General features: G+C 42.6%; 26 protein-coding genes. 14 read left to right on the forward strand and 12 right to left on the reverse strand.

Annotation, left to right across the window (positions count from 1 at the left end):
• Positions 1–6: 6 nt before the first annotated feature.
• Positions 7–1893 (reverse strand): DUF4445 domain-containing protein, encoded by a 1887-nt coding sequence (locus tag HQK88_11745; GenBank protein ID MBF0617474.1) that lies wholly within the window; start codon positions 1891–1893, stop codon positions 7–9.
• 305 nt (positions 1894–2198) lie between these two features.
• Here HQK88_11745 and uvrA point away from each other — a divergent pair, with 305 nt between their 5' ends.
• The 3 genes from uvrA (at position 2199) to HQK88_11760 (ending at position 5531) form a co-directional block, all read left to right on the forward strand.
• The gene (gene uvrA, locus HQK88_11750; GenBank protein MBF0617475.1) at positions 2199–4925 is read left to right on the forward strand and encodes an excinuclease ABC subunit UvrA; all 2727 of its coding nucleotides are present in this window, start codon (positions 2199–2201) and stop codon (positions 4923–4925) included.
• A 101-nt stretch (positions 4926–5026) separates the two neighbouring features.
• Positions 5027–5323: a GIY-YIG nuclease family protein gene (locus HQK88_11755; GenBank protein ID MBF0617476.1), complete on the forward strand. Its 297-nt coding sequence runs from the start codon at positions 5027–5029 to the stop codon at positions 5321–5323.
• Positions 5324–5336: 13 nt separating this feature from the next.
• Complete coding sequence (locus tag HQK88_11760; protein ID MBF0617477.1) at positions 5337–5531, forward strand: hypothetical protein; 195 nt, start codon at positions 5337–5339, stop codon at positions 5529–5531.
• 73 nt (positions 5532–5604) lie between these two features.
• On the opposite strand, the gene HQK88_11765 is transcribed toward HQK88_11760, so the two are convergent.
• The gene (locus HQK88_11765) at positions 5605–7263 is read right to left on the reverse strand and encodes an alginate export family protein (protein MBF0617478.1); all 1659 of its coding nucleotides are present in this window, start codon (positions 7261–7263) and stop codon (positions 5605–5607) included.
• Between the two features lie 724 nt (positions 7264–7987).
• Here HQK88_11765 and recN point away from each other — a divergent pair.
• The 8 genes from recN (at position 7988) to HQK88_11805 (ending at position 14937) form a co-directional block, all read left to right on the forward strand.
• On the forward strand, positions 7988–9685 hold the full coding sequence (gene recN / locus HQK88_11770; GenBank protein ID MBF0617479.1) for a DNA repair protein RecN: 1698 nt from the start codon (positions 7988–7990) through the stop codon (positions 9683–9685).
• On the forward strand, positions 9682–9894 hold the full coding sequence (locus HQK88_11775; protein ID MBF0617480.1) for a 4Fe-4S binding protein: 213 nt from the start codon (positions 9682–9684) through the stop codon (positions 9892–9894). The genes recN and HQK88_11775 overlap by 4 nt, the downstream gene beginning before the upstream one ends.
• A gap of 3 nt (positions 9895–9897) precedes the next feature.
• Entirely contained in the window at positions 9898–10689 is a 792-nt protein-coding gene (locus tag HQK88_11780; GenBank protein MBF0617481.1) for an ABC transporter permease, read from the forward strand.
• On the forward strand, positions 10689–11513 hold the full coding sequence (locus HQK88_11785; protein MBF0617482.1) for an ATP-binding cassette domain-containing protein: 825 nt from the start codon (positions 10689–10691) through the stop codon (positions 11511–11513). The genes HQK88_11780 and HQK88_11785 overlap by 1 nt, the downstream gene beginning before the upstream one ends.
• A 2-nt stretch (positions 11514–11515) precedes the next feature.
• On the forward strand, positions 11516–11965 hold the full coding sequence (gene mlaD / locus HQK88_11790) for an outer membrane lipid asymmetry maintenance protein MlaD (protein MBF0617483.1): 450 nt from the start codon (positions 11516–11518) through the stop codon (positions 11963–11965).
• A gap of 34 nt (positions 11966–11999) precedes the next feature.
• The gene (locus tag HQK88_11795) at positions 12000–12599 is read left to right on the forward strand and encodes an ABC transporter substrate-binding protein (GenBank protein MBF0617484.1); all 600 of its coding nucleotides are present in this window, start codon (positions 12000–12002) and stop codon (positions 12597–12599) included.
• A gap of 246 nt (positions 12600–12845) precedes the next feature.
• Positions 12846–13262 carry a HEAT repeat domain-containing protein gene (locus HQK88_11800; GenBank protein ID MBF0617485.1) on the forward strand — a complete coding sequence of 139 codons (417 nt, stop codon included), beginning with the start codon at positions 12846–12848 and terminating at the stop codon, positions 13260–13262.
• An 85-nt stretch (positions 13263–13347) separates the two neighbouring features.
• Positions 13348–14937 carry a tetratricopeptide repeat protein gene (locus HQK88_11805; GenBank protein ID MBF0617486.1) on the forward strand — a complete coding sequence of 530 codons (1590 nt, stop codon included), beginning with the start codon at positions 13348–13350 and terminating at the stop codon, positions 14935–14937.
• Between the two features lie 3 nt (positions 14938–14940).
• Here HQK88_11805 and HQK88_11810 read toward each other — a convergent pair whose 3' ends face one another.
• The 3 genes from HQK88_11810 to HQK88_11820 all read right to left on the reverse strand — a co-directional run bounded on the left by HQK88_11810 (position 14941) and on the right by HQK88_11820 (position 16639).
• A complete protein-coding gene (locus tag HQK88_11810; GenBank protein MBF0617487.1) occupies positions 14941–15240 on the reverse strand; it encodes a YggT family protein in 300 nt (99 codons plus the stop codon).
• Positions 15241–15290: 50 nt separating this feature from the next.
• Positions 15291–16076, reverse strand: a complete 786-nt coding sequence (proC, locus tag HQK88_11815; GenBank protein ID MBF0617488.1) for a pyrroline-5-carboxylate reductase — start codon at positions 16074–16076, stop codon at positions 15291–15293.
• Between the two features lie 362 nt (positions 16077–16438).
• Positions 16439–16639 (reverse strand): hypothetical protein, encoded by a 201-nt coding sequence (locus tag HQK88_11820; protein MBF0617489.1) that lies wholly within the window; start codon positions 16637–16639, stop codon positions 16439–16441.
• A gap of 254 nt (positions 16640–16893) precedes the next feature.
• Here HQK88_11820 and HQK88_11825 point away from each other — a divergent pair, with 254 nt between their 5' ends.
• Positions 16894–18384, forward strand: coding sequence for a hypothetical protein (locus HQK88_11825; GenBank protein ID MBF0617490.1), 1491 nt, complete (start codon positions 16894–16896; stop codon positions 18382–18384).
• Between the two features lie 121 nt (positions 18385–18505).
• Here HQK88_11825 and HQK88_11830 read toward each other — a convergent pair whose 3' ends face one another.
• From HQK88_11830 to HQK88_11840, 3 genes are all read right to left on the reverse strand, one after another.
• The gene (locus HQK88_11830; protein MBF0617491.1) at positions 18506–19399 is read right to left on the reverse strand and encodes an aminotransferase class IV; all 894 of its coding nucleotides are present in this window, start codon (positions 19397–19399) and stop codon (positions 18506–18508) included.
• Between the two features lie 18 nt (positions 19400–19417).
• On the reverse strand, positions 19418–20233 hold the full coding sequence (locus HQK88_11835; GenBank protein MBF0617492.1) for a fused MFS/spermidine synthase: 816 nt from the start codon (positions 20231–20233) through the stop codon (positions 19418–19420).
• Between the two features lie 127 nt (positions 20234–20360).
• On the reverse strand, positions 20361–20561 hold the full coding sequence (locus tag HQK88_11840; GenBank protein MBF0617493.1) for a cold shock domain-containing protein: 201 nt from the start codon (positions 20559–20561) through the stop codon (positions 20361–20363).
• 341 nt (positions 20562–20902) lie between these two features.
• On the opposite strand from HQK88_11840, the gene HQK88_11845 reads away from it, so the two are divergent.
• Both HQK88_11845 and HQK88_11850 read left to right on the forward strand, forming a co-directional pair.
• Positions 20903–21772 (forward strand): alpha/beta hydrolase, encoded by an 870-nt coding sequence (locus HQK88_11845; protein ID MBF0617494.1) that lies wholly within the window; start codon positions 20903–20905, stop codon positions 21770–21772.
• A 78-nt stretch (positions 21773–21850) separates the two neighbouring features.
• Positions 21851–22174, forward strand: a complete 324-nt coding sequence (locus HQK88_11850) for a cupin domain-containing protein (protein MBF0617495.1) — start codon at positions 21851–21853, stop codon at positions 22172–22174.
• 84 nt (positions 22175–22258) lie between these two features.
• Here HQK88_11850 and nadA read toward each other — a convergent pair whose 3' ends face one another.
• The 4 genes from nadA to HQK88_11870 form a co-directional block, all read right to left on the reverse strand.
• Complete coding sequence (gene nadA / locus HQK88_11855; protein ID MBF0617496.1) at positions 22259–23263, reverse strand: quinolinate synthase; 1005 nt, start codon at positions 23261–23263, stop codon at positions 22259–22261.
• 10 nt (positions 23264–23273) lie between these two features.
• On the reverse strand, positions 23274–24017 hold the full coding sequence (locus HQK88_11860) for a lytic transglycosylase domain-containing protein (protein MBF0617497.1): 744 nt from the start codon (positions 24015–24017) through the stop codon (positions 23274–23276).
• Positions 24018–24217: 200 nt separating this feature from the next.
• Positions 24218–24454, reverse strand: a complete 237-nt coding sequence (locus HQK88_11865; protein ID MBF0617498.1) for a sulfurtransferase TusA family protein — start codon at positions 24452–24454, stop codon at positions 24218–24220.
• A 102-nt stretch (positions 24455–24556) separates the two neighbouring features.
• Positions 24557–25387, reverse strand: a complete 831-nt coding sequence (locus HQK88_11870; protein ID MBF0617499.1) for a hypothetical protein — start codon at positions 25385–25387, stop codon at positions 24557–24559.
• Positions 25388–25503: the final 116 nt, after the last annotated feature.

Below are 25503 nucleotides of genomic sequence, written 5' to 3' on the forward strand. Positions count from 1 at the left end.
AATCTGTTAAAACCCCATGGTGGCAGCCACCGTTGGAAACTTAGACATATCCGTGTGTGGAATGAACATGGCTGACATGTACTCATCCATATAGCCGCCAACTACGGAGAGCTCTACGTAAGTCATTTTAGAGCAGATATCCTCTAGCTCTCCACGCAGTGAGTCACTCATCAGTGCCAGATATGCGCCTATGATAGATGTGTTTCCTAAAAAGGTATATTTGTCCTCCGGCAAATCCGGTATCATTCCTAACATCACAGTTTTTGCCACATTTAGAGAATTACCAAACCCTCCTGCCACATACACCCTGTCAATAGCATCAAGTGTTAAGCCGACCTCATTGATGAGCAAAGACACTCCGGCAAAAATGGCGGCCTTTGCCCGTATCAGATTTTCAATGTCCACCTTAGTAAGCACAATATCACGCTGAGCAGCAGAATCTGAATGTATCAGGTACTCAAGACCCTCCTCGCCTTCTCTGATTCGCTCCGACTTTTTGGGATTAAACATTCCCTTTTGATTGATTATCCTAGTTTTAAACATCTCAACAATTGCGTCAATCATACCGGAGCCGCATATTCCCATAGGCGGCACTCCTCCGATTACTCCTATTACAGGCTCAAGCGTAACAGGATCAATTCTTATTGATTCTATTGCTCCTGCAGTTGCTCTCATCCCGTGTTTAATTCCGCCGCCTTCAAAACACGGGCCTGCCGAGCAGGCGGCAGCCATAATCCACTCATTGTTTCCTATTGCAACCTCAGCGTTTGTCCCTATGTCCATAAACAGGGAAATCTCAGGGTTTCTGTGCATTTTAGAGGCAAGGACTCCGGCAGTTATATCACCACCTACGTAGCTTGCCACACAAGGAGATGTATAAACGGGAGACTGTGGGTTTATCTTTAACCCTGACACAGCGCCTCTCCACAGGGGAAAGTAATTGACTGTGGGAATATAGGGCTCCTCCCGTATTGAGCCCGGGTTAAGGCCCCAGAAGATATGAGACATAGTGGTGTTGCCTGAGATTACAGCAGCATCTATCTCACACCTGCTAATGTGGTGTTTGTCAGTAAGTGATTCTATAAGTGTGTTTATATCCTCAGTTACGGCCTGTCTTAGGTCATGTAGTCCGCCACCCTCTGTAGCAAACACAATTCTTGTAATAACATCATCGCCATAGCGGGTTTGTGAATTATATGTGGAACCAATATCTATAATTTCACCATTTATCAGGTCAATCAGATAGACCACAACCGTAGTCGTTCCAATGTCTATGGCAAGTCCATAACGTCTTGAGCACTCATTGGCTAAAAAAAGGGACAGTGCCTCGCTAAAATCACCCTGCTGTCCTTTTTTGTATGATAGTGTAACGCTCCAGTTTGCCTCTCTCAGAGTGTCAGAGATACTGGTTACGAGCTCGTATGAAAATCTTATATGTCCTAAGCCATGATCGCTTAGCGCCCGCTTGAGTCTTTCAAGGTCGCTTAAGTTGTCAGATATGGTGGGAGGAGGAAGCTGCAAACATGAGCGCTTTACAATAGGGTCAATCTCCACGTTGTATGATTTTAAATACGCCGCGGTATCCTTAAAAATTGATACGGCTATTTTTCCGCCAAGCACAAGCCTTGACTGCTTAGGGATTTCTATAAAAAGAGGGGTTTTTAAAGTGGTTTGACAAGCCAGAACTACTCCCTCAAGTCTTTCACTTTGCTGAAGTCTTCCGTATGATTTACAATCTGCTTTACCCTCAAGTATTTTAACCTTACACTTACCGCAGGTACTTTTACCCCCACACGGCGCTACAAGATATATGCCGTTTCTTTTTAACGCTTCATATATGGTCTCCCCATCGTTTACATTTATCGTGTTTTCACCTGCTATCTGAAGCTGCATAAACTACACCCCCGTTTTATGTTATCAGTTTGAGTTAGTATAGAGTTATTTTATGTGCTTTTGCTTTTTTAAATCAATAGCTGTACCAAGTAGCCTTCATTTGCCTAACTTTGTTGGCTTTGTCGCAAGCTCCTCAACGTACGAAAAAGTACGCCTTCGTTGCTTGCTCCTCGCCGCCTCGTTATGCTTCTGAATGCTACTCGGTACTATACCAGCGCGTCACTTTATGTATAATTCCAAAGAGGTTTGACAGATTTGGTAATACTCTCTGCGGCATATTTTTGATATTATGTTAAAATATAACGATGCACGGCAGTTGGCTTGAAATAAAAGGGATAAGACAGAATAACCTTAAAAACTTTGACATTAAAATCCCGCATGATTGTGTAATTGCGATCACGGGGCTTTCAGGCTCCGGAAAGTCCTCGCTTGCGTTTGATACCATTTTTGCCGAAGGGCAGTGGCGGTTTATTGAATCCCTGTCAACGTATGCTAAGCTGTTTTTAGATAAACTTGACAGACCCGATATTGATGAGGCTGAAAACATACGCCCTGCCATTGCATTAAGCCAGAGAAATCCGGTTAAAGGTTCCCGTTCAACTGTGGGCACAGTCACCGAGGTTTATGATCTTTTGAGAGTCGTGTTTGCCAAAATTGCCTCTCCGGTTTGTCCAACCTGTGGTAGTAACATTGTCAGATGGGATGTGGAAAAAGTGTATGAAGAGCTGATAACTAACCACAAAGACAAACGAGCCATGATAATGTTTGAAACCGGCGAAACTCTGGCAAGTCTTAAAGAGCGCGGCTTTTACAGAATCTATAAAGATGGCGAAACACTGGACATATTTGAAATCACTGAGGATGCCGAAAGACATGAGGTTGTCCTGGACAGGCTTATCATTGCTGATGATCCGCGCCTCTTTGAGTCTCTTGAGTTAGCATGGAAAGAGGGTGACGGCAGGATAAAAATTATGTCTCCAGGCGGAGATACATTTACTTACTCAGACAAACACTCCTGTGACAGTTGCGGCAGAGTGCTACCTGAGCCAATGCCAATCCTGTTTTCGTTTAATCACCCGGTGGGGGCGTGCCCTGAGTGTAAGGGGTTTGGCAATGTACTCATAAATGATCCATCGCTGATAATCCCCGATATGTCATTAAGTCTTTCTGAGGGCGCAATCGAGCCGTTTGAAAAACCAGCGTTTCAGTGGTGGAAAAACCAACTCCTGAAAAATGCAGCTAAAAATGGAATTGATGTGAGAAAACCACTTCAGGAATTTAGCACTGAGGAGAGGGAAATTATTTTTAAAGGCAGCAGTGGTTTTTATGGAATCAATGATTTTTTTGAGGCTCTTTCGGAAAAACGGTACAAACTCCATGTGAGGGTGTTCTTAAGTAAATACCGTGTGGCAGAGGTGTGTCCAAAGTGCAGGGGAACTCGGCTGAAAGAAGAGGTGCTGGCTTATAAAGTCGGCGGCAAGAGTCTTGCCGATATGAACGCTATGACTGTTAATGAGTTACACGAGTTTTTTAAAACTCCCACCCTGACCGAACACGAACGAGCTGTCATACATGAGGCTCACAGACACATTTTGGCTAAACTCAGTGTTATGGTTAATATGAGGCTTGGTTACCTGACCCTTGAGCGCCAAACGATGACTCTCTCTGGCGGAGAGTATCAACGGGTCAATCTTGCTAATCAGCTTTCCTGCCGGCTGGCCGGCACTCTTTATGTGCTTGATGAGCCAACGGTGGGACTTCATAGCAGAGACAACGGCCGCATCATGGAAATCATCAAGGAACTTTCAGCACTGGGTAACACGGTGATTGTGGTCGAGCATGACCCTGAAATCATAGCTGCCTCCGACTGGGTTATAGAGCTTGGACCTGGGGGCGGTAAAAATGGTGGTGAGATCGTGTTTTCCGGCACAATCGGTGATTTTAAAAACTCAGATACCATAACGGCAAAGTATCTTTCAGGAAAAGCTCAGATGCGTAAAAGATTAAAAAGACAACCTTCAGGTTTTATAGAAATAACAGGAGCAAAAGGCCATAACCTTAACTCTGTAAATTTGACAATTCCCGTCAATACGCTGACAGTAGCGACAGGCGTATCGGGCTCCGGTAAAAGCTCACTGATTGTGGAAACTCTGTACAGAGCTGCGGCAAAACAGTTAAAAAACACTGCTAATGAAGAAAAACCCCTTCCATTTGACAGCATTTTGGGAGTTGACAAACTACATGGCGTTTGTCTTGTCGATCAATCACCGATAGGGAGAACACCGCGCTCAAATCCCGCTACGTACATGAAGTTTTTTGACAATATCCGAAAAATATTTTCTGAGCAGCCAGAGGCAAAGATTTATGGATATACACCCGGATTTTTCTCTTTTAACGTAAAAGGCGGCAGATGTGAACACTGTAAGGGAGAGGGATTTGAAAAACTGGAGATGTATTTTTTTGAGGATTTATACGTGAAATGCCCACAATGTAAGGGGATGCGGTACTCAGAGGAGGCACTGCGCATAAAATACCGCGGGTTAAACATTAACGAGGTGCTGGGACTTACTGTGGATGAGGCTTTGGGCGTGTTCAATGATGATGCAGCTGTAGTAAGAAAACTTCAACTGCTTAAAGACATAGGTTTAGGTTATCTTCAGATAGGACAGGCAGCAACAACGCTCTCTGGGGGGGAGGCTCAGAGGCTGAAAATATGTGCCGAGCTGGGTACTCCCGGGCCTGATGGGATATTATATGTGTTGGATGAGCCCACAATTGGGCTTCATATGCACGATGTCACAGCGCTCATGTCTTTCCTTAACCGCTTAGTAAGCGCTAATAACACGGTAGTGGTGATAGAGCACAATATGGATGTTGTGCAGGGCTCGGATTGGGTGATAGATCTGGGCCCAGAGGGCGGCTATGATGGCGGTAATATTGTGTTTGAGGGAACACCTGAGGAACTTATTGGCTTTAAAGGTTCACACACAGGTGAGAGTCTTTGCAAGTATATTAATAAATATACTTATTGAGTTAAATACGGATGGGGGGCTGTCATTCTGTTTTTTCCTGTCATTCTGTTTTTTTTGTCATTCCTGCGCAGGCAGGAATCCATGTCTTTAATGAGGAAAATATGAAGCAATATTACGTATATATAATGGCAAGTCATAAAAATGGGACATTATATACAGGGGTAACCTCTGACTTGCTAAAGCGGGTTTACGAACATAAGAGTGATATTGTTGATGGTTTTACTAAAAAATATAAAGTCCATACTCTTGTCTATTACGAGACAATGAATGATATTACAGTTGCAATAGAAAGAGAAAAGCAAATTAAGAGGTGGAAGCGTCTGTGGAAAATAAATCTTATTGCAGAGAACAATCCTGACTGGAAAGATATTTCTGGATTCCTGCCTACGCAGGAATGACAAAGGGAAAAAAATGACAAAGGGAAAAAGGAATGACAAAGGGAAAAAGGACTGGATCCCGCAACAAGTGCGGGATGACAGAGAGGTGGTGCGGGATGACAGAGAGGTGGTGCGGGATGACAAAGGTGGGGCTTCTGTCATTCCTGTTCTTTTTCTGTCATTCCTGCGAAGGCAGGAATCCATGTCTTTTAATACCTCTATGAAGTAACACCCAACAAAAAAAAAAGGGCTGCCAAAAGACAGCCCTTTTTTATCATCTACACTCTTACAAGTGAGAGTTGTTAGAAGTTCAACTGTATGCCATGCCTGATTGCGTATATATTGTCTCTTGTGTAATCATAGCTGGCAGTATAAGGATAGCCATTTGCTGCTGTGAAGGTACTGGCATTAATACCGTACGTTTGGTTTGTTACTCTGTTGTAGGCTGTTCCTGTCCAGAGATAACCACCCTCTACCCAATACTTGAGGTTCTTTGAGATCTTGTATTCAACCTTAGCATCAAGTTCCCAACCGATATCGGTGGAGGGAGCTGCGCCATCGCTGTAAGGATCCATTATTGCAACATCCTGAGCTGCTTTAAGCCAGTATAAATTTAACTCGCCATAGAGTGCTTTCGTCATGTCTGCTGCTATTCCACCCTTTAAATACATGGTGTTACACAGACCGCCATTGTTTCGATAAGGGGAGGTTGTACTGTCGGAGCCGGTGACTTGTGAGCAAGCACTTGGTGACAAATAATCATATATAAAAGTGTAATGCTGGTCTTTACCCTGTGAGGTAATGAACCTGTTAATATCGTTTGTGTTGGATTTATCACCACTGCCATAAGCAAATTCAAGAGTTAATTTAACAGGATTAATTACCTTGTAGTCAATACCTGCTAACATTGCCCAACCCTGAAATTTAGAGCTGTTCATGTTTGGAATTACATAATCAATATTACCAGCCTGTAACTCGACATCGCCTCTAAGTGTTACCGGTCCGATTAAACCATCAGCGCGCAGACCAAAATTCAACAGATGAGCCTTTATTGCGTTGGCATAGCCAGCAACTGTAGTTCCATATGTAGAAGAGTAAGTGGTGGTAGGCCAGCCAGTAGTAGTGTTGATCGTTGTTGTTGATGTAACATAAGGAACATTCATTGCCTTATCATCAACATAAGTCACATCGCCGCTTATATTAAAAGTAGGGCTTTTGTACGATGCTAATAATACATAAGCATCAGCATCATCAGCCAGATTAGCAGTGCCTTCGGTAAACTTTGCTGTTAAAGCTGCTATTGTCAGGTTTTTGACAGGCTGCGCAAAGGCAACTATAGCATCATCACCATATTTGGTATGGTCAAAAAACAAACCTGTACCAAGAATAAGAGGCTGATGTCCAACTTTCACGCCAAAGCCGCTCTTAGCATACTGAATCCAGGCCTGACGAAGGTAGAGACTGCCTGCTTTTGCGTTACCCGCCGCGTAAGTACCAGTGGCGCCTGTTCCATTTGCGCCCCACACAACTGTATCTGTGGTGTTTGAACCTGTTTCAAGCTCTACAAACCCTTCTACTGTGTCGGATACCTTAGCATCCAAACTTAGTCTCACCCTTGTGTCATAATATGCCTGATGATCATCACCGTTTGACACCTGAGTATTTGCCACGTTGTATGTACCGTTGGTGTAATTACCCTTACCATTAACAGTATAGTGTGCACCAGTAGGAACATTAGAGAAAGATAAATAGGTTGACCTGTATGTCCCGTCTTCTATAGCATCAGAAGTATTTGATGAGTAAACTCCTCTGAACCTTATCTCTCCACCAATAGTTATCTTGGTGTCACCCTTTGCAACCGTTGCCGTATCGGATTTAGCTTCGTCATCTGCTGCGAACACGGTGACGCTGAATCCTAACGTAAGGATTGCAATCATTGCCATTATTAAGAATTTCTTCAATGTGTTACCCTCCGTATCAAACTTGAGTCTTTTTCTGCCTATGGCAGAACGTAATCTTGAAATTAATATTTTTACATTCGTTTTTATCCGTTTCCGATGTCTCCTTTGGCGCCATTACCGCCATTTCCCTTAGTCTCCAACTATCACCTCCTTTTATAATACGTTTAGTCTCCATCTACACATTCTCTCTCATTGGCTCTCCGGCCTTTTCTGCATAACCCCTATATTTCATCGCAATTATATTACGTTTCAATTCATATCTCCAACTAAATTGTTTGCAATTCCTGTGCCAACCACTAAAAACAACACTTTCTACTATATTATTACTCTCCTTCTGTTGTTTTTTTACAACACTATGTGCCTAAGCGACACATTTATTAGGCATATCTTTCGCATATAAGGTATTTCTTTCACACAAATACTCAATTTATCTCATGAGCCTTTGCACTACATTTCATTTTCCATCGAATATAACTGTATTCTCTTTACTCTTTAAGCAATGAGTAGCTGTCTGTCAAAGACCATTTCTGGCTGCCCAACTGACACGTTATACTATTATACACTATATTTTCATAAAAAGCAAGGTTTTTTTATTATGTATTCCTCCGATACTTTCAGTTGCGTTTAAAAATAAAATTAAGCTTTAGAGATATTTGTATTTTTTAACAGCCAATATGCTATACTGTGATTCTATATTTGGCTTGCGGATATTTAAAAGACAGCAGTGCTAAAAGAGTTAATCATCAGAAATTTTGCCATAGTGGACAATATAAGGCTTGAGTTCACAGGGGGAGTTAATGTGTTGACCGGTGAGACAGGGGCCGGTAAGTCCATAATTGTGGATGCGTTAGGGATTATTTTAGGAGGAAAGGCGGCAGCGGCATTGATAAAGACAGGGGCAAATGAGGCTGCGGTTGAGGCCTTTTTTGATGTTAACGAAAATGAAGCGGCAACCCGGTTCGGTATTGATCTCAGCGATGGGCTTATCATAAGAAGGGTCATCTCTTCTGGCGGTAAAAATCGTGTTTATATAAATGGCAGTATGGTTAATCTGCAAAATCTGCAGGAAATCGGGGAGTCGCTGCTTGACATTCACGGTCAGCACGAACACCAGAGCCTTATGTCCAGAGCAAGGCAAATGCGTCTTGTGGATTCCTTTGGTAAAATTGAGGAGGATGTGCGCAAATACAAGGAGCAGCTCTCTGTTTACCGCTCTTTAGCACAAGAGAGGGATATACTTTCAGAAAATCTCAGACAGCGGAATCAGCGCATAGACGTGCTGCGGTATCAGATAGAGGAGATAGAAGCCGCTGCCATAAAAAATGGCGAAAAGGAATCTCTGACAAAAGAGCTTACAATGCTTTCAAACCTTACAGCCATTAAAGAGCTCAGTGAAAGCTCCTATGAAATTCTAAATTCCGGGGATTTTTCGGTAAACGACAGGCTTTCTTTAGTATCAGAAAACCTGATGCGTCTTCAATCTCTGGATGAGCACGGAGCGGAGCTCTACAACATGGCTAAGGAGGCGCTGTCATACATCAACGAGCTTTGCATAGTGCTGAGGGGTTATAAGGAAAACGTGGATTTGACCGGTGGGAAACTTGATGAGGTAGAGACCCGGCTTGAACTTATAAAAAAAATCGAAAAAAAATATGGCGACGGCGCAGTGGAGATTTACAAATTCAGAGATGAAGCGCAGTGTGAGCTGGACTCTTTGTTAAACGCAGAGGAGCGGCTTGAAAGCGTAGAGGCCGAGATTGACTCAACACGTGTAGCCCTTACAAATGCGGCTTACAGCGTTTCAGAAAAGAGAAAAACCGCCGCTTCTGCCCTTACCGAAGATGTGAACATATCCTTGCGGGAGCTTGCTTTTAAAAACCCAAAGTTTGAAATTAAAGTTGACAGCGGCACAGCAGATAATGATACGCTTAAGTTTCTTAACGACGGAGCAGACACGATAGAGTTTCTGTTTAGCGCAAACCCAGGCGAGCCGCTTAAACCTATTCAGAAGGTGGCCTCAGGCGGTGAGCTCTCAAGGTTGATGCTTGCGCTAAAGAGCGCTGCCTCCGACTGTGACGATATAGGAGTGTTGGTGTTTGACGAGGTGGATGCAGGAATTGGCGGTGAGACGGCTGATGCGGTTGGTGAAAAACTCAAGAAACTGTCAGCTAAACATCAGGTTTTCTGCATAACCCACCTTCCTCAGATAGCCTCAAAGGCAGACAACCACGCTAAAATCATTAAAGACGATGCCGGCACAGCCGTAAACATAGAGGTGCAACAGCTTACCGGGGAGGCTCGTGTCAACGAACTGGCAAGGATGCTAAGCGGCGCTATTACGGATATTTCCCTCGAACACGCAAGAGAGCTGCTTGCTAAAAACCTCCAGCCGTTGAATTCTCTGAGACAAACTGCGACATGAAAGGTAAAATTGAAATAAACTCCGAACTCTGTAAGGGGTGCGAACTTTGTATAACTGTCTGTCCAAAAAAAATACTAAAGCTTTGTGATGAGTTAAACACCTCAGGTTACTATACAATTTGTGTAACGGATATGGAGAGGTGTACAGGGTGTGCGCTTTGTGCTCAAATCTGTCCGGAGCTAACCATTGAGGTATGGGCTGATAAGTAAATTATGCTTGGCCAGATTATTTTTAAACCCGTAGGAGGGTGGTTCTTAAGGTATTTGAGAGATCTGGGAGGCTCCGGGGTTTTTCTGCTTAACTCTCTTTACTACTCTTTCACACCCCCATATAAGTGGAAACTGATTATTCGCCAGATATGGTTTATCGGATATATGTCACTTGGCGTCATTCTTATGACAGGTGCTTTTACAGGCATGGTGCTGGCAATTCAGTTGTTTTATGTGTTAAGAAAGTTTGGAGCTGAGTCTTTACTTGGCCCGGGTGTTGCCCTCAGTCTGGTAAGAGAGCTGGGGCCTGTCTTTACCGCCCTAATGGTAACCGGCCGCGGCGGCTCAGCGCTTACTGCAGAAATTGGAATTATGAAAATCTCCGAGCAAATTGACTCCCTCTACATCATGGCGTTAAACCCGTATAAGTATATAATAACACCCAATTTTATAGCAGCCCTGATATGTTTTCCCCTTTTGACTGCGATATTTGATGTTACAGGCATTTACGGAGGGTATCTGGTCGGGGTAAAGCTGCTGGGTTTAAGCAGCGGGGTTTACTTTGAGGAGATGAAGGGTTTTGTGGAAAGGGCTGATTTACTAATTGGACTTTATAAATCGTTGAGTTTTGCCCTGATAATTTCGTGGGTATGCTGTTATAAGGGTTTTTTTCTTGGTAAAGGTTCATCTGGTTTTGGGGCGCGTGCCGTTAGTAAGGCAACAACAGACGCTGTTGTAATGTCATCGGTGGTTGTTCTTATTTGGGATTACGTTCTTGGGTCTTATTTCATTTAATGGAAAAAAAACCTTTTATAAAAATAAGCCGGTTAAGAAAAACCCTTGACGGTGTTGAGATTCTAAGAGGTATTGATTTAGCCATCCATAAGGGCGAGATAATGGCAGTCATAGGCGCATCGGGGGCCGGGAAGAGTGTTTCGCTTAAGTGCATAACCGGACTGTTTCAACCGGATTCCGGCGCTGTTTTCATAGGGGGCAGGGATATTACCGGCATGGGCATGAGAGAGCTTAACAAGGTACGCTCTGGTTTTGGGGTGCTGTTTCAAAGCGGCGCTCTCTTTGACTCTCTGAATGTCTATCATAACGTAGCCTTCCCGCTTAAAGAAAAAACCCGCCTCAAAGACACTGAGATTGCAAAGCGTGTTACGAAAGCGTTAAGCGACGTACATTTAAAGGACGTTGAGGAAAAATATCCGGCAGAGTTAAGCGGAGGGATGAAAAAGCGTGTGGCTTTAGCCCGGGCAATAATATCAAACCCTGATATAATTTTTTTCGATGAACCGACCACCGGACTGGATCCGGTGCTTAAGCAATCTATCCATGAACTCATAATTGAAAATCATCAGAGGCATGGTTTTACAGGACTTATTATAAGCCATGAGATTCCGGATATATTCGATGTTGCTGACAGAGTGGCAATGCTCTGCGACGGGAAAATTATTTTTTGCGGCACACCGGATGAAATCGTAAGAAGCCAAATTCCTGAGGTGAAAAGTTTTGTACATATCCGTGATTGTGGGAAATACAGTTGGGATACGCCATGGAACGGCAGAGTGGGTGCAGAAGGCGGCGTAAAGAGAGAATTGGATAAGGAGGGTTAACAGTGAAGAGATTTGATATTGAGGCTGCAGTTGGGTTGTTTCTGTTTTTAGGGATTCTATCTATGGCGTATCTATCCATAAAGTTAGGGGACGTTCATTTTTTAGCAGAAAAGGGCTACGTTGTCACAGCGTCTTTTGCCAAAACCGGAGGACTTAAGAAGGGAACAAGTGTGGAAATAGCCGGAGTTGAAGTTGGAAAAGTAAGTGATATAACCCTCGATGATAAAACCTATCAGGCAAAGGTTGTGATGGTTATCCACAAAACAGTTAAGATTTCAGAGGACTCTATCGCTTCTGTAAAGACAAAAGGCCTGCTTGGCGAAAAATACATCCAGATATCTCCTGGCGGCGCTAAAACAATACTGGCAGATGGCGGTAAAATACGTGAAACAGAATCGGCTGTTGACATTGAGGAATTAATTTCAAAATACGCCTTTGGCGATGTTAAGTAAAAATTTAATACGAGGTACTTAGAACGTGAAATATATAAAAGTTGTTTTTGCACTGATAGTGGTTGTTTTTCTTTTGGAATCTGCGGCTGTTGCCGAGAGCCCTGATGAATTGTTAAAAGTCGTTATAGACAAAATTTATACGGTTTTAAAGGACAAAGCCTTAAAAAGTACGGAAAAAACGCAGGAGAGGCGTAAACACATCCGCAGCATTATAGAGAGCCGTTTTGATTTTGAAGAGATGTCAAAACGTTCGCTTGCCGTTTACTGGCAGAAGCGGACGGATGCTGAGAAAAAGGAATTTACCTCTCTTTTTGAAAACCTCCTTGAAAACGTTTATATCACAAAGATAGAATCCTATAGCGGAGAGGAGGTGCTGTTTGTTGAACAGAGCATCGACGGCGATTACTCAACGGTAAAAACCGTTATAATGAGAAAAGCACAAAAAATCCCTATGGACTATAAGCTTATGAAGATAAACAACGAATGGAAAGTCTATGATGTTGTTATTGAGGGTATAAGCCTTGTAAATAACTATAGAACTCAGTTTACAAGAATACTGGGCTCCGGATCATACGAGGGGCTTGTTAAAACGCTAAAAGAAAAGATAGCATCCAACGAATCCAGGACACAATAAAAGGATGAGATTGCGACGCTGCGCTCGCAATGACGGCTGGGGGCTAGTAGTTGTTGCTCATGACGGCTGGGGGCTAGTAGTTGTTGCTCATGACGGCGAGAGGCTGTGTGGGTTGTCAATGATTCAGGGGTCTGTTCATGTTGTACCTGATAACGTGCCGATATGGCATTCCCTCCTCCGTCATTACGAGGAGCGTCAGCGACGTGGTAATCTCCTCTTTAATACTGTAACTCACATAGGATAATTATGAACGGCAACACTGATGATAAACAACCCTTTGAGGATATGGTGTCAGACTATATGGAAAAGGGTTTTCTGGACAATATCGTGTCAATGTTTAAGGCTGACAGTGGTACGCACAGTCTTATCGTAAAGCTTCTCAAAGACGAAAGAATTCGCGTGCGTATCGGGGCGATAGCACTTATTGAGGAGCTTAGTGAGGCAAAGCTGCCTGGGTTAGAGAAGATGGCAGATATGCTGCTTCCGCTCTTAGAGGACGAAAATTACTTTGTCAGGGGGGACGTTGCATATTGTCTTGGAATTATAGGCGGAGCTGCCCATATAGAGCATCTGAGGAAACTTGCCAATGATAGTGAACAGGATGTCAGAGAGGCGGCTGCGGAGGCAATTGAGAGTATCATTGAAGAAAAAAACCGTAGTTAGCAGGTATTTTTTTTACCATTCATAGTATAATTAATCCAACATTACAATAAAGGTCAGGAGGACATTTTTTTGTTGGAAAGCAGAGATGCCGAAGTGGATTATGTTATTTGATCCTGTTAGAGCAAGCATAATAGGCGGGGCGTTGTTAGTTGTTATCCTTGTCTTAATCATGCTCAGGACATTAAAAAAAAAGAGGACAGTTTCAGCATATACCTCCAAAGTAACCGCTGCGGATACACTGCTTGAGGATGGAGGCGTTGAGAGCGCCTTAAATGCCTACGTTGACATAGTGGTGAATGTCTCTCCAAAGGAAACTCCGGCAGTCTATGGCCACATAAAAAACAACATAGGGATATGTTACCGCAAGTTAGCTCTTGGCGAGGAAAAAGAAAAATATTTAAAAAAAGCAAAATCCTCCTACAACGATGCTCTTACGGTGTTTCAGTTCAGAGATAAGCCCTATGACTTTGGCATGGTGAACATGAATCTTGGAAACACGTGTTGGGCGCTTTTTGAGCTGACCGGGTCTGAGAATGATTTACTTGATGCTATATCTGCATTTGAAGCAGCAGTAACGGCGTACAATCTAAACGATGACGCATTAAAATACGGCAGCATCCAAAACAGCCTTGCTCTTGCCTACCATGCGCTTAGTGAGTTTAAGGACAGGGATGAAAACTTAAGCCGCTCTGTCAACGCTTTTACCGAGGCGCTTAAGGGCAGAACTGGCCACGAACACCCGCGTGAGTATGGAATAACCCATAACAGCCTTGGCCACACCTTGTGGGAACTGTCGCGGTACAGAGACAGACAGGAAAACTTAAGCAAAGCGGCGGAGTGTTTTGAAGAGGCGTTAAAAGTCCGCACATTTGTAACTGAGCCGGAGGATTATGCTGAAACTCAAGCTAATCTGGGTAACGTTTACTGTGATCTTTCAGAGGTTAGTAACAGGGCAGGATTTCTTAATAAAACGATAAATGCTTATGAAGAGGCTATAAGGGTGAGGACATACGTCGATTTCCCAGCTGAATACGGTATGCTTCAAAATAACTTAGGCAGCGCTTACGGCGCCCTGGCAGAGCTTCAGGACAAAACCGGCAATTTACAAAAGGCGATTCTTGCATTTAAGGAAACCCTGAGGGTTTATACCTTTGAAAAATCTCCCATGGACTATGCTATGGCTCAGATAAATGTGGCAAATGCCTATTTTTTATATGCTGACAGCACAGAAAAAGAAATAAATCTCAAACTTGCTATTTTTGCCTTCAAAGAAGCCTTAAAAGTTTACATCCCAGAGAAAACACCGGATGAGTATTTTAAGACGCAGTTGGCTTTAGGAAACGCTTATAGCGGTCTTTCTGAACTTACGGACAAAGAACAAAACATTATGAAGGCAATTCGCAGCTATGAGAGAGCTTTAAATATGCCTCTTGTGGAAAAATATCCGGTTAAATATGCTTCTATGCTTTTTAACCTTGGGAATATGTGTTTTAATCTTTCTTTTATAGACAACAAGGAGGAGAATCTGCTCAAAGCTCAACAAGCCTATGAAGGCGCCCTGAGTTTTCTGGTTGAAGAGGAAAACCCGGTGCGGTATGCTGAAATAAAAAGCAAAATTGACGCCATATCCCAAATGCTGCAACAGCATAGGACTGGAACGAAAAGTTCCGGCTGATATTTAGTACAGCAACCTGCTGCCGAATTGCTTCAGTGAGGCTATAACAAAGGACTGTACGAATCGTATAAGTAAAATAACAATGACTGGTGAGATGTCAATGCCGCCCAAGGTGCCAATTCTCCGTCGTATAGGTCTTAAAACCGGTTCTGTGGCAAGATACAAAAACTTCACCACAGGGTTATGAGGATCTGGATTTACCCAACTTATCAAGGCCGATATGATTAAAATCCACGTATAAGCGCTCAGCACTATATCCGCTACTGTTGCGATAGATATAAAAAAATGTCCGGCTACAAACATATCTTAAGCCTCCAGCTTTCTATGATGTACGTCTATAAAACACATCTCTGTTACTTACCCAGCTCGGCGCTTCTGAGTGCGGCACTTTGCAACGCCTCTGAAACTGTTTTTTTAAGTCCAAGCGCTTCAAACACTTTTAGTCCGGCCTCAGTTGTTCCACCCGGGGATGCCACCATTTTTATTAATTCAGAAGGTTTCTGCGCGGAACTCAGAAGTTTCGCAGTGCCTTTCATAGTCTGTATAGCCAGCGTGCTTGAAATATCTTCAGGCAGCCCAAGAGCAGCACCAGCCTCAATAACGCATTTTGTAAAGAGGGCAAAAAAAGCCGGACCGCTTCCTGACACTGCCGTAACAGCATCCATCATACTTTCAGGTAAAACAACAACCTGACCTATTGCAGAAAAAATGTTCTCCGCCTTTGCCAGAATCTCCTTTGGCACTGATGTATCACTTGTAAGCACAGACATCGCCTCAAGCATCAAAGCCGGTGTGTTGGGCATCACCCGCACAATGTAGGCCTCCGGAAACATGGACTTAAGTGCTGCAAGTTTTATCCCGGCTACTATTGATATGATTGTTTTACCGGCGAAATCCAGTCCCTGCACTTGTTCTTTAAGTGCCGGCATATTCTGAGGTTTAATCGCTATAATAACCGTATCTGAGGACTTTAGTACGGCTAAGTTGTCATACATGGCAGTTACATGGTAGTGTTCTTCAAGGAAGTTACATCTTATCTCAACCGGCTCGGAGACTAAAATATTGGTAAAACCGTTTGCAGTAAGCCCTTTAATCAGAGCCTCAGCCATATTACCGCCGCCTATAAAGCCTGTTTTCATAAAAAATATTCTCCCGCAAGTTCCGCCACTATTATAAACTAAGGGGCTTTTAAAGTGCAACACAAAACTTATACCAATTTGCGCTCAAAAGAGGAGATTGCTACACCCCCTGTGGGGGTTCGCAATGACGGCATGTGTCTGTGCGTAGACGTTACGCACAGCGTACCAAAACGGCATTTACTTATCCGTCATTACGAGGAGCGTAGCGACGTCGTAATCTCCTCTTTATATTATAATTTAGATTGCAACTCAGTATTAGTGCCCACAATTTGCTATAGAAGGGTGGGGGACTGCCAAAAAGTTTAGTAACTTTTTGGCAGTCATCCGGGGGTTGGAGGAGGATGTGTATTTAGAGCAACGTCTTATTTCGTGTAGTAAGGCATTGTGACAGTAGCTACCTCTTCTCTTACCTGTCTGACGGCCTTTTCAAAATTATCGTTCATAGGTAAATCAATCTTTCCGTGCTGCCTCAGAGCCATTATCACTGACATGATCTGTTCGTCCTCATCAAGCATATCAAATGGAACCGAGCCCTTTACTACTACTGTTTCTTTTGCATTCATTGTGTACCTCCTTTGTAAAAAATCTTTCTTCTGCAAATCGCAATCTGTTTTCTATTAAGCCAAAACTGTTTATCTTTTAACTGTATTATGTTATGCAAAAGCTATGCCAAAGATATAAAACCATCTGTTTTCAATGCTATAGCAACTGTTATCTTTTGATGCACAATTAATACCATCAGTTTGAAGGAAAAATTTTCCCGCAGACCGGGAAAAAATGTTGTAACGTGAAGGTCTTTTTTGATACACTCTCTTTAATGAACGAAAGTTTGGTTGCAGATGATTCACTGACAAGGGCACTGTATGGGCTGATAATATGCCGCCTTGACGGTACGTTTCTTAACTCCGCTAAAAAGAGACAGGAATACATTGACCTTACTAAAAGAGGGATAGCCGGTTTTTTGCTTTTTGGCGGTAAGCGCAAAGATATAAAGGATTTCATTGCTGAAGTTCAAAGCCATGCCTGTTATCCGCTCCTGATTGCATCTGACGTAGAAAAGGGAACCGGACAGCAAGTGCAGGGCACGACTGTTTTTCCATGTCAGATGGCTGTTTCTGCGGCGTTTTGCAAAAGAGACAGCAATGATGCGCGTGATATCAGGCTGCTTCTAAAGTCTATTTGCTCTGAGGCTGCCGATGTGGGTATTAACATGCCGCTTATTCCTGTTGTAGATGTTAACACTAACCCCCTAAACCCAATAATATGTAACAGGGCTTTCTCAGATGACCCGGAAAAAACTGCATGGTACAGCCGTCTGTATATCGAGGCAATAAAAGAGACCGGACTTATCTCCTCTGCTAAACATTTTCCAGGCCACGGCTCAACTCAAAGTGATTCACACCTCACACTGCCTGTGATTAACAAAACCCTTGATGAGCTTAACGAGGTTGAGCTGATTCCTTTTAAAGATGCCATAGATGCCGGAGTTGACTCCATTATGGTTGGCCACCTGAGCCTCCCTTTGATAGATTCGCTCCCTGCCACAGTATCAGAGGAAATCGTAACTAATCTGCTTCGTAATACCCTGTCGTTTGACGGCCTGATTTTAACTGATGCTCTTAATATGGATGCACTTAAAGGAATCGAATCTGTTCACACAAAATGTATAAATGCAGGGGCTGATATTCTGCTTCACCCTGTCAGCGTTGTGCGCGCCGTGTCGGAACTTAATGATTCCATAGAGACAGGTACCCTTAAAGTGGAACGTGTGTATGAATCCTTTAAGAGGGTTCTTAATTTAAGAAAAAAGCTGAAAACAGCTGGCACAGCCTTTGTTGATTATAAAAGCCATGATGATTTATCCCACAGATTATTTGAAAAATCAATAACTTTGGTTAAAGGAGACCTGTCGTCTTCTTTTATGGAAAAAACCTGTGATGTTAAGTTTATTTATTTAGGCGGCTTCTCTTCCAGGATACTTTTGTACACCCTGTTTGGGGGAAATAATATCATGGATAAACCCTTTATTGATGGCAAACGGGTTGTTGCAGCCATATACACATCTGTTTCAGCCTTCAGTAAAAATTTCTGTGTCTCTGATATGGAAATCAGATCACTAAAACGCATAATAAAACGTGCCGGACACTCAACTGTAATATCTTTCGGTAATCCCTACGTGCTGAAACATTTTGAAGAGGCTGATGTACTCATTGCTGCTTACGATACCTCTGAAAAAGCGGAAATGGCCGTTTTGCGCTGTCTTATGGGAGAGACGCCTATGGAGGGATGTCTGCCAGTTAAACTCTAAACCCAACATGCTTAAAATAAATCACTGATACAGTCAATCAAGGAGATTCAAGGGAGGAAAACTATTATTCAATTCTAAAAGATATGCGGATATATAGGCTGCTTTATATTTAACTTTTTCTCTAACTCTCTTTTATTTTCTCCCCGGTTAAATGGTGATTTAAGTTGGTTGTTTTTTTATACAGCAAACTTAACAACTCAGTCACTTTTCGTTTATGGTTAAAAACTCTGCCATCAGTCTCCCTCACCGGCATTATCTCCATTATAGTGTTTGTTAAGAAAACCTCATCGGCACGATACAGGGTGTTTAGAAAGTATTTTCCCTCATACACAGTTATACCCTGTTCCTTTGCAATGTCTATGACAACCTTGCGCGTAATGCCATCAAGAATTCCGCACTCAAGTGACGGAGTATATAGTTTTTCAGCGTTTACAAAAAAAATATTTGACACACTGCACTCGGTCATGTATCCTGATACATCAAGCAAAAGAACCTCCCCTGAGCCGCTTTGTCCGGATTCAATCCTTGCAAGAATGTTAGGCAGAAAATTAATTGATTTAATCTGCGTCCGGCATCCCCAGTGCGGGCAATCAAGAGGGCTTCTCCTCACTGAAGCCGTCAGTACCCTGATACCTTGCTGGTAGCAGGACTGTGGATACGGTTTAAAAGTGTTTGCGTATATAAAGATAGTTGGTTTTGGACAAATTCCCGGATCAAGCCCAAGGGGTCCGGCTCCTCTTGACACTGTCACCCGCACGGTTGCATCAGACAGGGCGTTTAATTCTATTGTTTTATAAATTAAAGATTTTAACTCATCCGTAGTTATACTTAAATTAATACCCAACAGGTTAACTGCCCGGCTAAACCTCTTTAAATGCTCCTCAGCCTTAAAAATCACGCCGTCATATGTGCGAAGGGTCTCAAAAAATCCATCCCCATAGAGAAAGCCATGATCAAGGACTGATATTTTAGCCTCCTCAATCGGCAAAAACTCACCATTTAAATACACTATCATAACAGCAGTCCGGTTGTGCTAATTTCCCTTTTTAAAAGCGAATTGATATAACTTTTTTACAATGCTTAGTCCATCGCTGGTGTGCAGTTTTTTAGCGTTTATTAACAAATCAGGGTTTCCTGAAGGAATCAGCTCCTTTATCTTTTTTATATTAGCAGCTAATATGAACTCGTCATAACTATGGTTTGATGCAAAGTAAACCACATTTCTTGATGTTTTACACTCTACATACCATGTGTTTCTAAACACTGCTTTCATATTGTTTACGGCGTTATTGAGATTTTCCGTATCTGTAGTTATAAGATTAACCACACAAACGCCCTCAGGTTTCAGAGTTTTAGCAAGATTTTTAAAGAACGTCTTTGAAGAGAGACTCTTTGGTTGTGAACTCCCCTTATACGCATCCAGCATGGCTATATCAAATGAATCACAACAGGATTCAATAAAAGAGTACCCGTCATCAACAGAGAGTTTCATAAGCGGCGTTTCTTTAAAACCAAAATAATTTTTAGCAATAAACACAATGTCCATGTCTATTTCCACCACATGTATGAGACACTGAAGAGCAAGTTTTGATAACGCTGTTGGAATCGTTCCTCCCCCAAGCCCTATTGAAACAACTGATGCAGGTGTTGGGATAAAGATAAGTGCAAGGAGCATATACTTAGCGTACTCAAGACCTGGGACGGCAGGATTTTTTAAATCAAAGACACTCTGTCGTACTCTTTCCGGCGACCACAGGGTTAACTTACCGTCATCAACAGTTACTACTAGCTCATTGTGTTGACTTTGCTTATAATATAATACTGACTCATTTCCGTAGTGTTTTGGCATTGTTTTTTAATCAATGTTCCTTCTATAAATACAATAAAACCTGCCAGTGGTTGTAAGAAACATAACAAATAAAACAAAGACACCCTTGTATTACAAGAGTGTCTTTGCGATTTACTGCTTTGTTCGATTAGAGTTTAACTACGTTAATTGCCCTAAGGCCCTTCGGGTCTTTCTCGATGTCAAAACTAACAGCTTCACCTTCGGCAAGAGATTTAAAACCATTACCCTTAATAGAAGAGTGGTGTACAAATACATCTTTACCATCTTCGTTGGTGATAAATCCAAAACCTTTGGATACATTAAACCACTTGACTTTACCTTTAGCCATTTCCATCAAACCTCCTTATTCATAAACTAAAGTATCAGAAAAAACAACTTGATAAAAAAGCCAAAAAGCTAAAGTCTTTGTGGCCTTGTGCAACTTACTAATACTTCTGAAACTTCATATTTATTATGAAGTATTACTTAGCAAAAAGTCAATCAAAATTTTTTATTAATAAATATATTTTTTTACGCATGTAAAGTTAAGTCCATTTGAGGGTTTTCTGTTAATCTGAAAGACTGAGATTGCCACTTTAAAGTGTGCAGAAAACCGCTTAACTATGCTACACTACAGGGAAATCCAAAATAAAATGTACTGTTAAACAGATAAATTAAAAGGAGAAAACAATGTTGGTAAAAAGAATGTTATCGCTTTCTTTAATTTTTTCAATCTTTATTTTAACAGTTGCAGTTAGTAATGCCTGTGGTGAGTCTGCGCAGATTACAGGCGTTTTACTATTGCACGGAAAGGGTGGTTCACCACCCACAGATGACCCTGTCGAAGTAATTGGAAAGAGAAAGGGTTCACACACAGAGGACTCTCTCAACAAACTTATGAGTGACATGAAATATGCCGGATTCATCGTTATAGCTCCCAATATGCCGTACTCTGGAAACAGGGAGTATTGTAAGAGCTATGAAGACACATTAACAGAGGTTGATTCCTATGTAGCTCAGCTAAGGCAAAAGGGAGCTACCAGGATATTTATTGCGGGACATAGTTTAGGAGCTAACGTTGCCATCGCGTACGCTGCCAAAGCATCCGTAGATGGTGTCGTTGCAATGGCTCCCGGCCATGTACCGGAAAAACCAGATTTTCAGTCAAAGCTTGGAGATAGCCTTAAGCGCGCAAGGCAAATGGCAGAAAGCGGCAATGGCGGAACAAAAGACACATTTACCGATTCCAATCAGGGGCTTACATCAACTATTACCACCACAGCAGATATTTATCTAAGCTGGTTTTTACCCGATGGTCCGGCTGTTATGCCATCAAATGCCGCGTCAATTAAACCTGGGACAGCGTTTATGTGGGTTGTCGGCACTCAGGACAAAATGTATAAGAGGGGCCCATCTTATGCTTATAACAAAGTACCCTCAAACACCTGTAATAAATACCTGGTTGTCAACGCAGACCACATGAACACTCCGAGGGTTGCATCAGAAGATATTATCAAGTGGATTCAGGATGCGGCTAAATGTGTTAGCTCTGCCCCCTGATGTTCCGATTATGATTTATCTCATATGCAGAAGCTTGACCGCATTGTTAGTATAAGGACAGATAAGGAGGTGTTTAAAATGGTAGAAGTATTGGATTTAAAAAAGTTGATAAAGTTTAATCCGGAGAAATTTTCAAAACAGATGCTTTCAGATAAGCCGGAGATGAGAGTGGCACTGATGTGTTTAGAGCCGGGGCAGGAGATAACTCCGCATAAGGCACCGCTTAGGCTTATGATGTTTTGTGTGGAGGGCAGAGGGGTTTTTACAGTTGGAGATGAGGAGATAGAGGCGGACGCTAAAACCGCAATTCTTTGTGACCCTCAGGTGCAACACGGTTTTAAGGCCTCAAAAGGTGAAAAACTGGTCGTCATGGCTGTTGTCACACCGGCTGATACGGAGTAGCAACTAAATAAACCACAGATAACCACAGACTTAATTTATCTGTGTTCATCTGTGGTTAAAAATTTTTTCTTAATACGTCTTGTCTTATTTCTTTGAAAGCGGATTTGTGCTAATTGCAAGCATTCTGTCAAGCGCTTTTTTAGCCGGAACTCTTATCTCCTCCGGCACTTTTACAATGTTTTTCATGTCTCTGAGACTCTCATACAGAAGCGTAAGATTGGTTTTTTTCATATTCGGGCAGACCATGTCCTTACGCAGCGGATAAAAAGTCTTATCCGGATTTTCTTTTCTCAGTCTGTAAAGAAGCCCTATTTCTGTGCCCACTATGAATTCTGTGGCCGTTGAAGCGTTGGCATATCTCAACATCCCGGAGGTACTTGTAACATGGTCGGATATTTCCAAAACCTCTATCCTGCACTCAGGATGTGCCATAACAAGAGCATCAGGGTGCAACTGCCTTGCCGCTAAAACATCCGATGTCCTCACCCTGTCATGGACGTGACAGTAGCCATCCCAGGCTATTACCTCTTTTTTAGTATTTTTTTGCGCCCACATCGAAAGATTCTTATCCGGAATACATATCACTCGCTCACCCGGCAGCGACTCTATCACCTGAACCACGTTTGCCGAGGTGCAGCAGACATCAGATTCGGCCTTAACATCTGCCGTTGTGTTTACATAGGCAACTACCGGTACACCCGGATACCTCGCCTTTATGTCTCTTAGTGAAAAGTTTGACGGAAACACATACCCGGGAGGCTCAGAGTAACCCGGGAATGACTTATAAATTCCCCTGGGGGAGCTAACCGCTATCATCTCTGCCATCGGACACATTGCATCAAGAGCTGGTATCAGCACAGTCTTACCGGGAGAGAGTACAGAGGCGCTTTCAGCCATAAAATTCACTCCGCAAAACACTATTACCTCAGCATCAGTTTCAGCTGCTTTTCTTGAAAGTTCAAGGGAATCTCCCGTAAGATCAGCTATTGCCTGTATCTCATCCCGTTGATAATTATGCGCGATTATAAGAGCTCTGCGTTTGTCCTTTAGCTCCATGATTTGCTCTGTCAACTGGCGGTCTTTCAAAATAGTCTCTCCATTACTGCAAAGTCCCGGGCCGAATGTTTGTGTATAGTGTCGTACCTTCAGAGGTCACCACCCGAAATATCCGTCTCGATGAGGCAAAACTTATCTCTGTCTTTCCGGTGGCGTCTGTGGACTTTGTTGTGTGCGGTGAATATATCATTACCCCGTTATACGTATTTAGCACTCTCTGCACATAGTCCTGTGTTTCTGCGTATGGGGGAATGGTATCTCCGTAACGAGATACCGCATTGGGTCCGGCATTATAGGCGGCAAGCGCTAATGCAACATTTCCATTAAATCTGTTAAGCAGGTATTTCAGATACCTTATACCGCCATCTATGTTTTCAACAGGATCGTAGGGGTTTCCAACAGAGAGGAAATTAGCGGTATCCGGCATTAATTGCATAAGCCCCATTGCGCCTTTTGACGATACGGCAAGGTTGTTCCAGTTAGATTCGGTTTTAATCACTGCCTTTACCAACATGGGGTCAAGGGAGTGCTCAGCAGATTTCTTGTGGACTATGTCTTCGTAGTCTTTGTATGCTGACAAATCAGGATTTACTACTGTAGAGACTGGAGAGCTTTTTGATTCCTGAGGTAAGGAGGCAACGGCAACCTTGTGCCGAGCACGCTTCTTAGAAAGTTTCTCTTTCACAATATGAGTCTTGTACCCGGCTCTTTTTATGTTAGAGTAGTACACCACCCCACTGCCTTTGTCATAAATGTATATATCTGCCAAAAGACAGGATGGATACATAATGTAAAATATAACGGCAAAGATAAGACAGCCCATGCCGGCATTTTTTGTCATCTAAAACCCCAAACCCTTAATACAACTAAAAAAATAGCCACAATATCAGGTTAACCTGACACCCTGGCCATTTTTTACAGTATCAGCTTTTGTCCGCACAATGTATTAATCGGCAGACTTCACGAAAAAGTTTATAACCCTCTGTGTTATGCCTTTTTAATAAAAAAGGAAATAACGTTACCGTTTTCTTTTGTCTCCAGCAACTCGTGCCCCAATCTGCTTAAAAGTGCAGGGATGTCAGACTTTGAACCGGCATCTGTTGATATCACCTCAAGTATTTTACCGGAGTCAATTCCATCCAAAGCCTTTTTAGTCTTTAACACCGGCATCGGGCAGTTTAAACCCTTTGTGTCCAATACCTGATCTGCTTTAATGTCAGCCATATTATCCTCCTAAACATCGTATCTGGTTATATCGGCCTTTCAACCTCCGACCGTCTGTTTATTAAACAAAAAACTGCTGCGTAATGTCAAGACTCACTGAAATTATATTTTGCAGTCTGTCCATGTTAAACTTTCCTGATTAACCAGCACCATATCCGATTTGTCTCCGGGAAAGTGCATAAAATAGCCAATTTGGTATGCTGTGTTAACGCATACGGCTGACAATGCTTTTTTTCTTTCCTCTTCAAGTGTACTTTCTAACATAAGAAAAGGATAAAACAAACACTTATAAATAGGCCAGCTCATGTTGTATCTAAAATCTATCCAATGTACCTTTGATGCCTTTTGTAACTCATACGACAGTGGTCTCATCTCATAATTCCACTCAGAGCCGCCCTTTTCCTCGTACTCATAGTAGGTCTTTTCAAGTATATCCCTATGCTCAGGGGAAAGGACAAGCACACCTGTTTGTACAACCTTATTAAAGGTATCCGGCAAACCGTATTTTTTATAATACATGGAAACATCCTGGCTAAAGGTGTCACCTTTAGGTGTTATATCAATATATCTTTGCAGTGCAACAGGGAACCATCCCTGTGTTGGAGACGACCAAACATCTATAGCGCCAACCATGCCCTCCGGCACACTGTCCACAATTGAGGGAGCATTGCCATGATTTATTAAAATATCGCAATCAACCCACACTATCCTGTCGTATTGAGCTGAAAAATCCTGGCTTAACACCAAACACTTCTGCCATGCCGGACTGCGGTTAGCTGCCCTCTCCGAAATATCAACCGGATTGTCTATGCAAATAATATCATACCCATACATTTGGGCATATCTGTCCCAACCGGGCTTACAAACAGTCCTCCACAGCTCTTGATATGCCTCCCCTATGGTTATTGTCACTATGGCTTTTTTATTTACCATTACCTGTCTCCTTCACAAGTGCCTTTCTCTACGGACACAAACTCCGCATTATGCACGCTTTATTGTACTTTCAGTATTATGTTTTTTACAAGTACGAGCTCCTTTGTCTAAATCAG

Source organism: Nitrospirota bacterium, assembly GCA_015233895.1.
GTDB lineage: Bacteria > Nitrospirota > Thermodesulfovibrionia > Thermodesulfovibrionales > Magnetobacteriaceae > Magnetomonas.

Coding starts and splice junctions, on each gene's coding strand:
- HQK88_11760 (MBF0617477.1), top strand. CDS start 5,337: ATGACAAAGGGAAAAAGGAATGACAAAGGGAAAAAGGACTGGATCCCG.
- HQK88_11775 (MBF0617480.1), top strand. CDS start 9,682: ATGAAAGGTAAAATTGAAATAAACTCCGAACTCTGTAAGGGGTGCGAA.
- HQK88_11810 (MBF0617487.1), bottom strand. CDS start 15,240: ATGTTTGTAGCCGGACATTTTTTTATATCTATCGCAACAGTAGCGGAT.
- HQK88_11870 (MBF0617499.1), bottom strand. CDS start 25,387: ATGGTAAATAAAAAAGCCATAGTGACAATAACCATAGGGGAGGCATAT.
- HQK88_11820 (MBF0617489.1), bottom strand. CDS start 16,639: ATGAATGCAAAAGAAACAGTAGTAGTAAAGGGCTCGGTTCCATTTGAT.
- HQK88_11780 (MBF0617481.1), top strand. CDS start 9,898: ATGCTTGGCCAGATTATTTTTAAACCCGTAGGAGGGTGGTTCTTAAGG.
- proC (MBF0617488.1), bottom strand. CDS start 16,076: ATGAAAACAGGCTTTATAGGCGGCGGTAATATGGCTGAGGCTCTGATT.
- HQK88_11785 (MBF0617482.1), top strand. CDS start 10,689: ATGGAAAAAAAACCTTTTATAAAAATAAGCCGGTTAAGAAAAACCCTT.
- HQK88_11845 (MBF0617494.1), top strand. CDS start 20,903: ATGTTGGTAAAAAGAATGTTATCGCTTTCTTTAATTTTTTCAATCTTT.
- HQK88_11835 (MBF0617492.1), bottom strand. CDS start 20,233: ATGCCAAAACACTACGGAAATGAGTCAGTATTATATTATAAGCAAAGT.
- uvrA (MBF0617475.1), top strand. CDS start 2,199: ATGCACGGCAGTTGGCTTGAAATAAAAGGGATAAGACAGAATAACCTT.
- HQK88_11755 (MBF0617476.1), top strand. CDS start 5,027: ATGAAGCAATATTACGTATATATAATGGCAAGTCATAAAAATGGGACA.
- HQK88_11800 (MBF0617485.1), top strand. CDS start 12,846: ATGAACGGCAACACTGATGATAAACAACCCTTTGAGGATATGGTGTCA.
- HQK88_11860 (MBF0617497.1), bottom strand. CDS start 24,017: ATGTATCCATCCTGTCTTTTGGCAGATATATACATTTATGACAAAGGC.
- HQK88_11745 (MBF0617474.1), bottom strand. CDS start 1,893: ATGCAGCTTCAGATAGCAGGTGAAAACACGATAAATGTAAACGATGGG.
- HQK88_11865 (MBF0617498.1), bottom strand. CDS start 24,454: ATGGCTGACATTAAAGCAGATCAGGTATTGGACACAAAGGGTTTAAAC.
- HQK88_11850 (MBF0617495.1), top strand. CDS start 21,851: ATGGTAGAAGTATTGGATTTAAAAAAGTTGATAAAGTTTAATCCGGAG.
- HQK88_11825 (MBF0617490.1), top strand. CDS start 16,894: ATGAACGAAAGTTTGGTTGCAGATGATTCACTGACAAGGGCACTGTAT.
- HQK88_11830 (MBF0617491.1), bottom strand. CDS start 19,399: ATGATAGTGTATTTAAATGGTGAGTTTTTGCCGATTGAGGAGGCTAAA.
- HQK88_11805 (MBF0617486.1), top strand. CDS start 13,348: ATGCCGAAGTGGATTATGTTATTTGATCCTGTTAGAGCAAGCATAATA.
- HQK88_11840 (MBF0617493.1), bottom strand. CDS start 20,561: ATGGCTAAAGGTAAAGTCAAGTGGTTTAATGTATCCAAAGGTTTTGGA.